Raw genomic sequence first — 12965 nt, 5'->3', positions numbered from 1 at the left:
CAACAGGCCTGGTGCCGCCAGGCCTTGTCCTCTATCCAAATCGATCTTTCAGCCAGGCCTTCGGCAGCGCCGGCACGAAATTGCCGTCGCGTCCGCTCATATCCTCATTGGCGACCATTGCATTGAGGATCGCCTCCTCTACGCCTTGCGCCACCGCATCGAAGAACGGATCGATATCGACGTCCGGGATGTAAGCGACGTTTGCGGTTCGTCCCGATGGTGCAAGTGCTGCTTGCGGATTGGCGGTGGTGAAGGCCAGAAAAATGTCGCCCGAACTGTGGTACCCGAAGCCGCCTGTCATGGCGATGCCGAGCGGCACGCGCTTTGCCAGCCGCTTCATCTGGTGCGGCAGAAATGGCGCATCGGTGGCGACGATGGCGATGATCGAGCCCTTTTCGGCACGCGGCGTGCCTTCGCGCATCGCCGGCTCTACCAGATCGGGCCCGACGCGGGCGCCGCGCAGTGTGAAATTGCGCCGCTTGCCGAAATTCGCCTGCACGAATACGCCGACCGTATGCCTGATGCCCTGCCACTCGACGATGCGCGATGCCGTGCCCGAGCCGGCCTTGAAGCCAAAGGCAATCATGCCGGTGCCGCCGCCGACACTGCCTTCCTCGATCGCTCCACCGGCGGCACCGTCGAGCGCGGCTTCGACATGTTCGAAGCCGACGTGATGACCGTTGATGTCGTTGAGGAAACCATCATAGGTCTCCGCCGCAACCGGCAGGCCCCAGCCGCTGTCGAGCGCCGCCGACAGCACGCGTTGCATCCAGCGCAGCGTGCCGTCGCGGGTAACGCCGCAGGAATGCGTGTTGGTGATCGTGACCGGCAGGTTGAAGGCGCCGACTTCCTCGATAATGTGCGACCCCGTCAACTCGCCATTGCCGTTCTGGCTGAAGACACCGGCAAACACCGGCGTGGCGAGCTCAGCCAACGGCCGCGGCAGGATGGCGGTGACGCCGGTGCGCACCGGCCCCGTGCCAACCTTGAGCAGACCCTCGCCGGAAATCAGCGTCGCATAGCCGACCGATACGCCGAGCACATCGGTGATGGCGTTGAAGCCGCCCGGCGTGCCCTCGAAGGCAATGCCGAAAGCACGCGCGCGCGGCTTGCCCGCCGGCGTTTGAAGATGCGGGTCATGTCCGGTCATGCGGTCCTCTAAAAAAGCGAGCCCTGATTGCCCGGCTCTTTCGGTTTGCTGGCCGTCGGCTTTGCAGCGGGTTTGCTGGCGGGCGGCGTGGCCGCTGGTTTGGCAACGGCCTGCACCCGCTCGGCGTCGCCGGTCGCGACTGCATTTACGATGCCGTCGGCGAACTCCAGCTGCAGGCCAGCGCCCGGCGCCACATCAACTGCCAGTTTGATCACCGCGCCGTCGGCATCCTTGACCAGCGCGAAGCCGCGGGCCAGCACAGCCTTGTGCGACAGCGTTGCCATCAGCCTCTCGGATTGGACGATGCGGCCGCGCAGTCGCTCCAGCCTGAGCAGTACCGCTTGCGTGCCGCGTCTCGTCAAAGCTGTCAGCAGATCCCTCTGCACGGTTTGCCGCCGTGCCGTTGGCTCGATCGTAATGCGGCCTTGCAGCAAAGCCAGTTGCTGCCTGTGCCGTTGCAGGGATGCTTTCGCACATTTTGGCAACTGATCCGCCGCACGATTCAACTCCGCGCGCCGGGCTCTCGCCAATGCGCGCAGCGCCCCTTGAGCGCGCAAAAGGTTGCGGTCGTTGGTGCGTCGCGCCTCGGCAATTCGCCGCGACAGCGTTGCCGGAGTGAGCTTCACGGCGAAGAACCGAGCTTGCTTTCTTTCGGTGGAGACCATCAGCCCCCGGCTAAGCCGGCTGGCCGCCTCGTCCAGCCGCCGTCGCGGCAGCGCCAGCAACTGGTCGGGCGAGGGCAGCGCGCGGGCGGCCGCACGCGAGGCCTGCCGCTTGCGTTCGAAATTGCGCAAGGTAGCTGCTTTGAGCCGTGCGCCAAGACTGGCTAGTGTCGCTTCGAGGTCCGCTTTCACCGGCACCGCGATCTCCGCCGCACCTGTCGGCGTCGGTGCGCGCATGTCGGCGACGAGGTCGATCAAGGTCCAGTCGGTCTCGTGCCCGACGGCCGAAATCACCGGAATGCGCGAGGCGGCGACGGCGCGCGCCAGCCCTTCATCGTTGAACCCCCAGAGGTCCTCGAGGCTGCCGCCGCCGCGCGCCACGATCAGAAGGTCGGGCTGGGCAATCGCGCCATCCCAGGCCAGCGCGTTGAAGCCGTTGACGGCGGCCGTCACTTCCGCCCCCGCCGTCTCGCCCTGGACTCTTACCGGCCAGACCAGCACATGCAGCGGAAAGCGGTCCTTGATGCGATGGATGATGTCACGGATCACCGATCCGGTCGGCGAGGTGACGACGCCGATGGTGCGCGGCATGAACGGCAGCCGCCGCTTGCGGCCGGCATCGAAAAGTCCTTCGGCCTGCAGTCGCCGCTTGCGCTCTTCCAAAAGCGCCATCAGCGCCCCGGCGCCGGCGGGTTCTAGATTGTCGATGACGATCTGGTAGTTGGATTTGCCGGGATAGGTGGTGAGTTTGCCGGTGGCGATCACCTCCATCCCCTCTTCGGGACGGAATTTCAGCCGGCTCATCGTGCCTTTCCAGACCACGGCATCGAGCCGCGCGCGGTCGTCCTTCAGGGTGAAATAGGCATGGCCGGAAGAGTGCGGCCCGCGATAGCCGGAAATTTCGCCGCGCACCCGCACATGGCCGAAGACATCCTCGACCGTGCGCTTCAGCGCGCCGGAAATCTCGCTCACCGTGTATTCGGTGGCATTGGTTCGTGATTCGGATTCTGCGTCGCTCATCGGCCGATTGAGCGGCTGTTGTCGCTCCGCGTCAAGATTCCATAACTTGATCTTAAGCCTGGCCTGATTGACTCTGGGCCAAGGAGGACGCATGAGCGCCCGCAAACAACGCAGCCCGTTGACGTTCCAGGTCACCCTGACGGTGCTGACGCTTGCCGTTTTTGCACTGGCCATCGTTGTCGGCTTCGGCCTTTACGCCACCATGCAGGCCGACCGGGTCTCGCTCGAGCGGGAGAAGGTTTTCCTTGCCAACGGCCTGCAGGACCAGATCGCCGCGGTAAAGCGCGAGCAGGAAAGCGTCGCCGTCTGGGATGATTCCGTTATAAACGCCAAGGCCGGCAACCAGACCTGGATGGCCGAGAATTTCAGCGTCTGGATGTACTCGTATTACGGCCACAACCGGGTCTATGTGCTGGACAACGCCAACCGGCCGGTCCACGCCATGCGCGAAGGCAAGGTCGTGTCGCCTGCCGTCTTTGGCGAGGACGAACCCGCTTTGCGGCCGACCATCGCCAGGTTGCGCCAGATGATGAGCAAGGACGCAAGCCAGGCCGGCGCAAAATTCGTTGCCGACGATCTGGTCTCGCTTGGCGGTCAGCCTGCCATACTCAGCGTCATGCCTCTGGTGCCGAGTTCGGATCGCGTCACCCAGGCATCCGGCAGCGAATATCTGCATGTCTCCATAGAGTTCATCAACGACGCGGTGATCGGCAAGATCGCGCAGAAATATCTGCTGGCGGGGGCGCATCTCCTGCCGATGGCTCAGCCGCTTGGCTCGGCTGCCATTCCGCTTATCGACAAACAGGGTGTCATCCTCGGCTATATTGCCTGGGACCAGGAACGGCCTGGCCTGACGCTGGTGGGCAAGGCCAGCCCGGCCCTGGCTCTGGCCGCGCTGGTTGCGGCGAGCGTGCTCGCCTTTCTGCTCCGGCGTCTGCGCCGTGCGTCATCGGCGCTGCAGACCAGCCAGGCCCAGGCGCAATATCTCGCCTTTCACGACACGCTCACCGGCCTGCCCAACCGGGCACTGTTCGAGGACAGGCTGCGGCGTGCCTTGCTTACCTCCGGCAATGAAAGCAAGGTCGCGCTGCTTTATCTCGATCTAGATCGCTTCAAGCATGTCAACGACACGCTTGGTCACCCGGCAGGCGACGAACTCGTGCGCCAGACGGCGGCCAGGCTTCAGCATACGGTTCGCGACGTCGACACGGTGGCAAGACTGGGTGGCGACGAATTCGCGGTGATCCTGATCGATGTCCGCGACGTAAGGAACGCCGAGGATATTTCCGAGAGGGTGCTGCAGAAACTGCAGGAGCCGTTCAAGCTGATGGACGATCAGGTCTTTATCAGCGCCAGCATCGGCATAGCCTTGTCGACAGGCCCTGATGCCGACGCAGACGATCTGCTGCGCAAGGCCGACATCGCGCTCTACGAAGCCAAGAAGAACGGCCGTGGCCGCTACCAGGTCTTCGCCGGCGACATGGACGACCTTTTGCTGCGCAAGCGCAAGGTCGAGAGCGAGCTGCGCAGCGCGCTGAATGGCGGCACCGGTATCAAGCTCGCCTACCAGCCGGTCTTTGCCAGCGACGGCAAGACCATTGTCGGCGCCGAGGCGCTGATCCGCTGGGCGCATGAGGTCCATGGCGCATTGCCGGCAGCGCAGTTCATCGCCATCGCCGAGGAACGCGGCATGATCGGGCAGCTCGGCGCATGGGCCCTGCTGGAAGCCTGCCGCTTCGCCGTGAAGACCAAACTGCCGTGGCTCGCCGTCAATGTCTCGCCGCTGCAATTGCGCGACGCCGGCTTTGCCGAAGAGGTTGCCTCGATCCTCGCCGAAACGGGACTGGCGCCGAAGCGCCTGCAGCTCGAGATCACCGAAAACGTTCTCCTGGAAAACAACGACACCACCAGAGCGGCTCTGGCAGCCTTGCGCCAGTCGGGCGTCGGCATTGTGCTCGACGATTTCGGCACCGGCTATTCGTCGCTGAGCTATCTGCGCCGCCATGCCATCGACAAGCTCAAGATCGACCGCTCCTTCGTGCGGCTTCTCGACGGCGACGGCAATTCGGGCGCCATCGTCAAGGCGCTGATCGATCTCGCCGGCGCGCTCAAGGTCGAGGTCACCGCCGAGGGAGTAGAGACCGAGGTGCAAAAGGCGCTGCTGGTCGCCATGGGCTGCCAGCAGCTGCAGGGCTACCTCTTGTCGCCGCCGCTGGAGCCGGCGCAATTGGTGGCGCTGCCCGGCCTGTCGTCGGCCAACGCAACGACGGAAGCGGCAGCGTCGGCCTGATCGTTCCTACCAGCCAGGCAGGATCTGGTTCGGCTTGCTCCGCTTCATCTTGGCGAAGGCGAGCGAGGCAAAATCGAAGCTTCCCGTTTCTTCGCCGAGCGGCACGGAAATATTGTCGAGGCTTTCCGAGATGTGCCGGGCCAGCGCGTCGACGATTTCGGGCCGCGAGGTCTGGCCGCGCATGATGCCGATGCGGCAGTCGGGCAGGGCGCCAAAACCGTCGGCTTCGCCCAGCACCCGCATGCCGGGCCGCAGCGCGCATTCCGGCAGCACCGAGATCGCCAGTCCCGACAGCACCGCGGCGGTGATGACGGTGGCCGAGAAGCTGGTGAACAGGATTCGATAGTCGCGGCTTTGCCGGTCGAGCACATCGACGGCGGCGCGCCGCCAGATGCAGTTCGGCCGGCCGAAGGCCATCGGCAGCACTTCCTGTTCGTGCGTGGCATGGTTGGCCGAGGTCACCCATAGCAGCGGCTCGCGCCGCACCACTTCCGACTGGCCGCGCGTGTCGTTGTGCGTCACCAGCGCAAGATCGAGATTGCCGCGCTTGATATGCTCGACCAAGCCTGGTGTCGGCTCGCAGATGACGGTCAGCTCGACGCGTGGGTTGGAGCGCGTGAAGCGTGCCATGATTTCGGGCAGGAACCGGTCGGCATAGTCGTCGGGGGTGCCGATACGGATGGTGCCTTCGAGCCGCTGATCATCGAAGGCGGCCAGCGTTTCGCGGTTGAGATAGAGCAGGCGGCGCGCGTAGGAGAGCAGCTTGTCGCCTTCCTCGGTCAGCCTGTTGGTGCGGCCGTCCTTTTCGAACAGCGGCTTGCCGATCCGCTCTTCCAGCCGGCGCATCTGCATCGACACCGCCGATTGCGTGCGCAGCACTTCCTCGGCCGCACGGGTGAAGCTGCCGGTATCGGCAATCGAGATGAAGGTCTGCAACTGGTCGAGATCGAGTGGCGCTTTCATCGGTCCAATCCATCACTAGCGTTGATGCTAAAGATTAGAAACATTCGTTGGATTAATCAATCGGTGCGTGGCAAATTCACATTGTCCACATGAAGGCATGTGAACAATTCACATTGTCCACATGAAGGCATGTGAATCGAGACCGGAACGGCCGCTGTCCCCAGCGCCGATCGCCTGGTCTTGTCCAGTTCGAGTCTGAAGGAGACCGACATGACCACGTTTGATTTCGCCACAGAGACCTCGCGCATCACCTCGCGTCCGGCCGTTGCGACGCGCGTGGCCAACACTCTTCTCAATGCCTACCAGGCCTGGAAAAATCGCCGGGCCTTCTATCGCCTCGGCGAGATGTCGGACGCCGAACTCGCCGATATCGGCCTGACGCGCGCGGATCTCCATGTCGCCATCGATGTGCCGTTCGGCGCCGATCCGACCGTGAAGCTGCGTGCGATTGCGAGCGATCGTGCCGATACGATCGAAGATCTCGCCCGCCAGATAGCGTGATATCGGGCGCATTGTTTCGGTTGCCGTGAACCTTTCTCAGGCTCGCTGCGACCAACGAGTATAGCAGGCTCCCCACTCCCTGCCGGTTCCCCGCCGGCCAGCCTGCACACTGGCCCGGTCCTCCTCCAGGACCGGGCTTTTCTTTTAAAGCTCCGTCGTCATCGTGCGGTCTGCGCCGCTCGCTTCGTTCCTTGCTCCGAAGCCGCGAAGGTCAGCGCCCAACTACCGCCAACTACCGCCGGTCCATGTCCCGCTTGAACTGGTCGAAGATCGTTTCCACGCCCTTCTGATAGTCGTCGCGCTGCTGGGCGCCGGTCTCGAACATCTTGCCGAAAATATCGTCGAACGGATTGCGTGGCCTGCCGCTCGGATTGGCCTGCGGTTGCGGCGCCTCGCGCTCCTGCGGTGCCTGTCGCGGCTGGGGTGCTTGCGGCTGCTGCGGCGCCGGCTGCCCACCGGGCAGGCCGAAGCCGCCACCACCGCCTTGCCGCATCATCTCTTCAAAAATCTTGCCCAGCGGGTTGTCGCCGTAAGGGCTCTGCGTCTGTTGCGGCTGTGTTGGCTGCTGCGGCCGGCCCTGCGGTTGCTGTGCCGCGCCACCGCCGAACATGTCCTGCAGCACCTTGCCCAGCGGATTGTCGCCATAGGAGTTGGGCGCCTGTTGCGGCTGGCTTTGCGGCTGTTGGGCGCCGCCGCCGAACATGTCCTGCAGCACTTTGCCCAGCGGGTTCTCACCGTAAGGATTGGGTGCTGGCTGCGGCGCAGGCTGTGCCCCGCCGCCCGCCTGCCGCATCATCTGTTCGATGATCTCGCCGAGCGGATTGCTGCCGCTGCCGAAGCCACCGGCGGCCTGCATCTGACCCCCGGTCAACTGGTTTGTCGTCTGCTTGAACAATCCGCCCATCACCATCGAAGCGATGGCCGGCAGCATCTGCTGCAGGATCTGCTGGCTGACGCCGGTCGCCTGCGCGGCCTGGCTGGCCACCGCGCGCGACAGCTCCTTCGAGCCGAACAGATGACCCAGAATGCCATTGCCCTCATTGACGCCTTGCGGTGAGAAAGCCCTGGTCGCGTCCTCGAAATATTTCGCGTGCTGGCCGCTCGCCATCGCAGTCATGAAGGCGCCTAGCCCATAGGGATCGGCGGTGTTGCGTTGCAACCCTTGCGAGAAGGCCGGCAGCAGAGCGGCGACAGCCGCCTGCGTCTGCTGCATGGAAAGCCCGTACTGCTGGGCAAGCGCCTGCATGCCGTTGCCGTTCTGCGCCTGCGCCAATATGTCGAACAAGGTAGGCATCGGTTTCTCCTCCGGGAAATCCTCGAGGGAGAACCTAGTTCGTTTCGATGTTCGATTGAAGCGGCTTTTGCCGCTGCTCAAGGCGCGACGCTAATACGCATATTCCATGAACACCGGCTCGATCGAGCCGCCCCAGCGCGTGTGGTAGGCCGACAGCATTTCCTCAGCACTGGTGGTACCGCGCGCCACGACTTCGTCCAGCGTGTTGAGGAACGAGGTCTCGTCATAGCCGTCGCGGTTCTTCCTGCCGCGATTTTTCAGCCCAAGGCGCGAAATCGTCATTACATCGCGGCCGATCTCACGCAGCGTCGTGTTGCGGAACGGCGCGGAAATGCCTTGTTCCGGCACCGCATTGCGCATCGCCAGCGTTTCTTCATACGTCCAGCTCGAAGTCAGCGCCTCGGCGGCGTCGAGCGCGGCCTCGTCATAGAGCAGCCCGACCCAGAAGGCCGGCAGTGCGCAGATGCGGCGCCACGGCCCGCCATCGGCGCCGCGCATTTCGAGGAAGCGCTTCAGCCTGACGTCGGGGAACAGCGTCGACAGATGGTTCGCCCAGTCGCCCATGGTCGGCAGTCCGTCTGGTACTTCATTGCGGGCAGCGCCGGCCATGAACCGGCGGAAGGTGATGTGCGTCATGTCGTGATAGTGGCCGTCGCGGATGACGAAATACATCGGCACGTCGAGCGCCCATTCGACATAGTCGGCAAAGCCGAACTCGGGCGAGAAGCAGAATTCGAGCAGGCCCGAGCGCTGGTTGTCGGTGTCGCGCCAGATGTCGCCGCGCCAGCTCTGCAGCCCGTTCGGCCGGCTGTCGGTGAAGGGCGAGTTGGCAAACAGCGCCGTCGACAGTGGCTGCAGCTTCAGCGACACCTGCATCTTGCGGCGCATGTCGGCTTCGCTTTCGAAGTCGAGGTTCACCTGGATGGTGCAGGTGCGATACATCATGTCGAGACCCTTGGTGCCGACCTTGGGCATGTAGCGGGTCATGATTTCGTAGCGCGATTTCGGCATTTTCGGCGTCTCGGCCAGCGACCATTTCGGGCTGCCGCCGAGGCCGAGAAAGCGGATGCCCATCGGCTCGGCGATCTCGCGGACCTGCGCCAGATGCGCATTGCCCTCGCGACAGGTCTGGTGGATCGTTTCCAGCGGCGCGCCCGACAGCTCGAACTGGCCGCCCGGCTCGAGCGAGATCGCGCCCTGGCCGGTCGGCTCGACCAGGCCGATGATGCGGCCGTCATCGATGATCGGGTCCCAGCCGAGCTTTTGCTGCATGCCTTCGAGGATGGCGCGGATGCCGCGCTCGCCGCCATAGGGCACCGGCGCGTTGCCGTCGACATAGAAGGGGAACTTCTCGTGCTCGGTCCCGATGCGCCACTTGTCGCGCGGCTTGTTGCCTTCGGCCAGATGCTCGACCAGTTCGTCGATGCCTTCGATTGGCCGGAAATCGGTTGTGTCGCGCGCCATGGGGCCCCCTCTGCGGCTCTCGGAGCCCGCCGGCGCTAAATGGACGAAATGTCAGCAGCCGATCAAGCGAAAAATCCTGAGCCACAGGTCAACAGGAATTGATCTTTACGCTTCTTACCAGTCTCCGACCGTCGCCTGCATCACCGCAAGCGCCGCTACAGCTGCTGTGTCAGCGCGCAGGATGCGCGGTCCGAGCGGGATGGCAGTGACGAAGGGGAGCGCCCGCAGCATCTTGCGTTCGTCATCGGAAAAGCCGCCTTCCGGCCCGACCAGCAGCGCCAGCTTCCTCTCAGGTATTGCCTGCAATGCCGGCAGCGGGTTGTTGGTCGAGGCATCCTCGTCGCAGAAGATAAGCCGGCGTTCCTTGTCCCAGCCGGAGAGCAGGCGCTCGAATTTCTCGGCCTCGCGCACTTCCGGCACCGCCAGTATGCCGCATTGCTCGGCCGCCTCGACGACATTGGCGCGCAGCCGGTCGATGGAGGGTTTTGCCACTTGCGTGTGCTGGGTGATCACCGGCTGCAGGATGCCGGCGCCCATCTCGACCGCCTTCTGCACGAGATAGTCGAGCCGGCCCTGTTTCAGCGGCGCAAAGCAATAGATCAGGTCAGGCAGGGGCGGTTGCGGTCTCTGCGAGGCCAGCACCTTCAGCCGCACCGCCCTTTTCGACCTGGTGGCAATCGCCGCCGACCACTCGCCGTCGCGGCCGTTGAAGACCAGGATCTCGGCGCCTTCGCCGAGCCGCAGCACATGCGTGAGATAATGGCTCTGCTGCTGGCCGGCATCGAATTCGATGCCTGCCGCGAGGTCGTCCGGCACGAACAGCCGCTGCATCTTGTAATTGGCGCGCATCGCCGAGGAATGGGGGAGGCGGTGCCTGGCGTCAAGTCTCGGCGGAACGATGCCACACCGGTTCAAAACCGTGCCGCAGCACCGAAACGGTCGTGGCCGGTGTGAGCAGGCGCAGCGACCGGCCGGCAAGGCTGTCGAAGGCCGCCGCATCGCCATAGCCTGCGAACGACCAGGGCAGCGCGTTGCCGCCGCGCAGCGCATAGGCCGAGCCGCCATCCGCGATCATCGCTCCGTCCGGCAATTCGGCAAGCTCTCCCATGGTGACATCAGGTGGCTTGCCGCCGGAAGCCAGCCGCTCCTTGTGCAGCCGCTTGTCCACCATTGGCGCGCGCGGTTCGTTTACACCGAAGACTTTGCCGAAACGCCCGACAAAATCCGTGGCTCGCTCACGCCGGCAATAGAAACAGGGACGGTGCCCGGCGGCCAGCGCCGTCACCTCGTCGAGGAAGAACAACTCGGTCCAGCCGGCCCTGCCGCCCGGCCGGTTCCTGCCCATCGGCTCGCGCCGCACATTGCGGAATTCGCAAACGCAGATGATCCAGGCCGGCAAGGCCCAACGCTTTTTCAGCAGCGTCTTGGTCTCAGGATCGTGGATGATGCCGCGATTGCCGGTGAACAGACCGCGCTCGGATATGGCATGGATGGCGCCGAACGGATCGACCCGGTTCTGCAGTGGCATAGCTCTCTCCCGAATACGCATCTTGGCTGCAATGCTGGCGACATGATATCGCTCGTCGCGTCATTTCATGTCAGCAGGGTTTTGCGATGCGGGTGCTGGTGGTCCAGAACTACGACAACACCGGCCTTGGCCAGGTTGGTGCCGCGCTCGCCGAAGCCGGCGCCGATCTCGACCTGCGCCGGCCCTACAAGGGCGATGCGCTGCCGGACGACGCGACCGGACACGATGCCATGGTGATGCTGGGCGGCGGCCAGAATGCGCTGGCCGACGATGACTACCCGTATTTCCCGGTGCTGCTCGAACTGACCCGCGATTTCGCCGCCAAGGATCGCTCGGTTCTCGGTATCTGCCTGGGCAGCCAGTTGGTTGCCCGCTCTTTCGGCGGTGAGAACCAGATCGGCGGCGCCTCGGAATTCGGCTGGCACAAGGTATCGCTGACGCCGGACGCCAGAACCGATCCGGTGCTTGGCGCACTTCCCCAGGATTTCCCCATCTTCGAATGGCACGACGACACTTTCGCGCTGCCGTCAAATGCGGTGCGGCTTGCCGGCAGCGAAATTGCCGAGAACCAGGCGTTCCGTATCGGCCGCGCCGTCTACGGCTTCCAGTTCCATTTCGAGGCCGACCAGCCGATGGTGAGGGACTGGAGCACATCCTTCGCGCCGCTGATTGCCGATCGCCATCCCGACTGGCAGGATCGCCTCGACAGCGAAATGGCACGCAACGGCCCCGAGGCCGACGCCGCGGGCTTGGCCATTGCCCGCGCCTGGGTGGCGACGATCTGAGACTGGCCGCGCGCAGTCAGCAATTCCAGGAAAAGTGTGAAGCGGTTTTCCGTCCGGAATTGCGTCAGATAAAAAGATAGAGCGGTTCGCCGTAGCGGCGAACCGCTCTATCCGTTGCATAATTGGCACGCGGCGGGGAATCTGCCGGGGACAACTTCTTTCGTCCTTGGTTTGTGGCCGAACGCTATCCTACAAGGCGCGCGCTATGCAACGGCAATGCAACCGCGATGAACCTTCTGTGTGATCCGCGCGACACACCGCCGATACGGAATCGACCTACAAGCGCGAAATCGTCGAAACTTTGAGACGAATTCTCGGTTTCAACCCATTGGTAACCGCCTCGTGCCCAGATGCAGGAAGCTCAACTAGAGATGACGTCCGTGAAAGCAGCGCTTCTGTCCTTTGTCATGCTGTCTGCCATCGTTTTGTGCGGTCTCGGCATTTATTCCGCCGATGCAGCCAACAACCATCAGGCCGTCGACGGCTACGGCGTCACCGCCGCGCTTCGCTAAAACGCTTTTCTCTGCACAGTCAGGATACGCTTGTCCGCGCCGTCCACGGCGAGCGCGCTGAGCATGCCTGACTGCCAGGCGAGTGTGTCGACATTGACGCGGTTCGGCATCACCTCCGCCTGCGGCACCGGTGTGTGGCCGTGCACGATCACCTTCGGGTAAAGCCCTGGATGGTTGTGGAAGACGTCGCGGATCCAGACCAGATCCTGCGGGCTCTGGCTCGCCAGCGGCACGTCAGGCCTGACGCCGGCATGGCATAAGAAGAAATCACCTGATATCAGTGACAATTGCAGCGACCGCAGGAAGTCGACATGGGCTTGCGGTACAGCATTGACCAGTGCCTGGTGTCCCCGCCGTAACGCCTCGGCCTTGCCGAACCAGCTTGCGTGTCCCGCTAAGTCGACACCATAGGATTGTGCCGTCTGCACGCCGCCATAACGGATGAACAGCCCTTCCGGGTCAGGCTCGTCGAGAAAGTCGAGGAAGCCGATATCGTGGTTGCCGGCGAGCATCAGATGCCGCGGATCGCGTTTCTGTGCCTCGATCAGGAAGTCTATGACGCCCTTGGACTCTGGTCCGCGGTCGACATAGTCGCCGAGGTGGATGACGCGCCAATCGCTGGTCGGCTTGTATTCGAGTTCGCTCTCGATGCGGCGATGCATGGCGGCGAGCAGATCGAGCCGGCCATGCACGTCGCCGATCGCATAGAGGCGCATGCCATCGGGTGCGCGCGCGTCGAGGTAGTGGATGCCGGTCTCGGTCAAGGCGGCTTCGTCTCCGTGATCCAGCGAGGCTA

The 12965-nt window shown here is 63.8% G+C and carries 12 protein-coding genes; 4 read left to right on the top strand and 8 right to left on the bottom strand.

From position 1 onward, the window contains the following. Positions 1-31 precede the first annotated feature (31 nt). Together NKH35_RS09640 and xseA are read right to left on the bottom strand one after the other, a co-directional pair. Complete coding sequence (locus tag NKH35_RS09640; RefSeq protein WP_023710136.1) at positions 32-1150, bottom strand: DmpA family aminopeptidase; 1119 nt, start codon at positions 1148-1150, stop codon at positions 32-34. 8 nt (positions 1151-1158) lie between these two features. Next, a complete protein-coding gene (xseA, locus tag NKH35_RS09635; protein ID WP_023686817.1) occupies positions 1159-2832 on the bottom strand; it encodes an exodeoxyribonuclease VII large subunit in 1674 nt (557 codons plus the stop codon). A gap of 91 nt (positions 2833-2923) precedes the next feature. On the opposite strand from xseA, the gene NKH35_RS09630 reads away from it, so the two are divergent. After that, positions 2924-5122 (top strand): bifunctional diguanylate cyclase/phosphodiesterase, encoded by a 2199-nt coding sequence (locus NKH35_RS09630; protein WP_023723354.1) that lies wholly within the window; start codon positions 2924-2926, stop codon positions 5120-5122. A gap of 6 nt (positions 5123-5128) precedes the next feature. Here the strand turns inward: NKH35_RS09630 and NKH35_RS09625 are convergent, their stop codons facing one another. Beyond that, positions 5129-6085 (bottom strand): LysR substrate-binding domain-containing protein, encoded by a 957-nt coding sequence (locus tag NKH35_RS09625; protein ID WP_023670561.1) that lies wholly within the window; start codon positions 6083-6085, stop codon positions 5129-5131. 210 nt (positions 6086-6295) lie between these two features. Here NKH35_RS09625 and NKH35_RS09620 point away from each other — a divergent pair, with 210 nt between their 5' ends. Then, entirely contained in the window at positions 6296-6586 is a 291-nt protein-coding gene (locus tag NKH35_RS09620) for a DUF1127 domain-containing protein (RefSeq protein WP_023670560.1), read from the top strand. A gap of 232 nt (positions 6587-6818) precedes the next feature. On the opposite strand, the gene NKH35_RS09615 is transcribed toward NKH35_RS09620, so the two are convergent. The 4 genes from NKH35_RS09615 to NKH35_RS09600 all read right to left on the bottom strand — a co-directional run bounded on the left by NKH35_RS09615 (position 6819) and on the right by NKH35_RS09600 (position 10872). Next, a complete protein-coding gene (locus NKH35_RS09615; RefSeq protein WP_352914283.1) occupies positions 6819-7880 on the bottom strand; it encodes a DUF937 domain-containing protein in 1062 nt (353 codons plus the stop codon). Between the two features lie 90 nt (positions 7881-7970). Then, positions 7971-9344 carry a glutamate--cysteine ligase gene (locus tag NKH35_RS09610; protein WP_023732347.1) on the bottom strand — a complete coding sequence of 458 codons (1374 nt, stop codon included), beginning with the start codon at positions 9342-9344 and terminating at the stop codon, positions 7971-7973. Between the two features lie 114 nt (positions 9345-9458). Next, entirely contained in the window at positions 9459-10193 is a 735-nt protein-coding gene (locus NKH35_RS09605; RefSeq protein WP_023715634.1) for a 16S rRNA (uracil(1498)-N(3))-methyltransferase, read from the bottom strand. A 31-nt stretch (positions 10194-10224) separates the two neighbouring features. Then, positions 10225-10872: a hypothetical protein gene (locus tag NKH35_RS09600; RefSeq protein ID WP_023732346.1), complete on the bottom strand. Its 648-nt coding sequence runs from the start codon at positions 10870-10872 to the stop codon at positions 10225-10227. 86 nt (positions 10873-10958) lie between these two features. On the opposite strand from NKH35_RS09600, the gene NKH35_RS09595 reads away from it, so the two are divergent. Continuing rightward, positions 10959-11657 carry a type 1 glutamine amidotransferase gene (locus NKH35_RS09595; RefSeq protein ID WP_023681838.1) on the top strand — a complete coding sequence of 233 codons (699 nt, stop codon included), beginning with the start codon at positions 10959-10961 and terminating at the stop codon, positions 11655-11657. 371 nt (positions 11658-12028) lie between these two features. Then, positions 12029-12169, top strand: coding sequence for a hypothetical protein (locus NKH35_RS09590; protein WP_006206855.1), 141 nt, complete (start codon positions 12029-12031; stop codon positions 12167-12169). On the opposite strand, the gene NKH35_RS09585 is transcribed toward NKH35_RS09590, so the two are convergent. After that, positions 12166-12933, bottom strand: coding sequence for a metallophosphoesterase family protein (locus tag NKH35_RS09585; RefSeq protein WP_352914279.1), 768 nt, complete (start codon positions 12931-12933; stop codon positions 12166-12168). The genes NKH35_RS09590 and NKH35_RS09585 overlap by 4 nt on opposite strands. Positions 12934-12965 lie beyond the last annotated feature (32 nt).

This window comes from Mesorhizobium sp. M1143 (assembly GCF_040318435.1).
GTDB lineage: Bacteria > Pseudomonadota > Alphaproteobacteria > Rhizobiales > Rhizobiaceae > Mesorhizobium.
Note: the sequence above shows the minus strand (reverse complement) of the source record. Positions and strands in the feature narration are given on the sequence as shown.

What these genes read in the sequence shown, in the direction of transcription:
- xseA (WP_023686817.1), bottom strand. Translation starts at nt 2,832, where the DNA reads ATGAGCGACGCAGAATCCGAATCACGAACCAATGCCACCGAATACACG.
- NKH35_RS09590 (WP_006206855.1), top strand. Translation starts at nt 12,029, where the DNA reads ATGACGTCCGTGAAAGCAGCGCTTCTGTCCTTTGTCATGCTGTCTGCC.
- NKH35_RS09630 (WP_023723354.1), top strand. Translation starts at nt 2,924, where the DNA reads ATGAGCGCCCGCAAACAACGCAGCCCGTTGACGTTCCAGGTCACCCTG.
- NKH35_RS09595 (WP_023681838.1), top strand. Translation starts at nt 10,959, where the DNA reads ATGCGGGTGCTGGTGGTCCAGAACTACGACAACACCGGCCTTGGCCAG.
- NKH35_RS09600 (WP_023732346.1), bottom strand. Translation starts at nt 10,872, where the DNA reads ATGCCACTGCAGAACCGGGTCGATCCGTTCGGCGCCATCCATGCCATA.
- NKH35_RS09640 (WP_023710136.1), bottom strand. Translation starts at nt 1,150, where the DNA reads ATGACCGGACATGACCCGCATCTTCAAACGCCGGCGGGCAAGCCGCGC.
- NKH35_RS09615 (WP_352914283.1), bottom strand. Translation starts at nt 7,880, where the DNA reads ATGCCTACCTTGTTCGACATATTGGCGCAGGCGCAGAACGGCAACGGC.
- NKH35_RS09620 (WP_023670560.1), top strand. Translation starts at nt 6,296, where the DNA reads ATGACCACGTTTGATTTCGCCACAGAGACCTCGCGCATCACCTCGCGT.
- NKH35_RS09625 (WP_023670561.1), bottom strand. Translation starts at nt 6,085, where the DNA reads ATGAAAGCGCCACTCGATCTCGACCAGTTGCAGACCTTCATCTCGATT.
- NKH35_RS09610 (WP_023732347.1), bottom strand. Translation starts at nt 9,344, where the DNA reads ATGGCGCGCGACACAACCGATTTCCGGCCAATCGAAGGCATCGACGAA.
- NKH35_RS09605 (WP_023715634.1), bottom strand. Translation starts at nt 10,193, where the DNA reads ATGCGCGCCAATTACAAGATGCAGCGGCTGTTCGTGCCGGACGACCTC.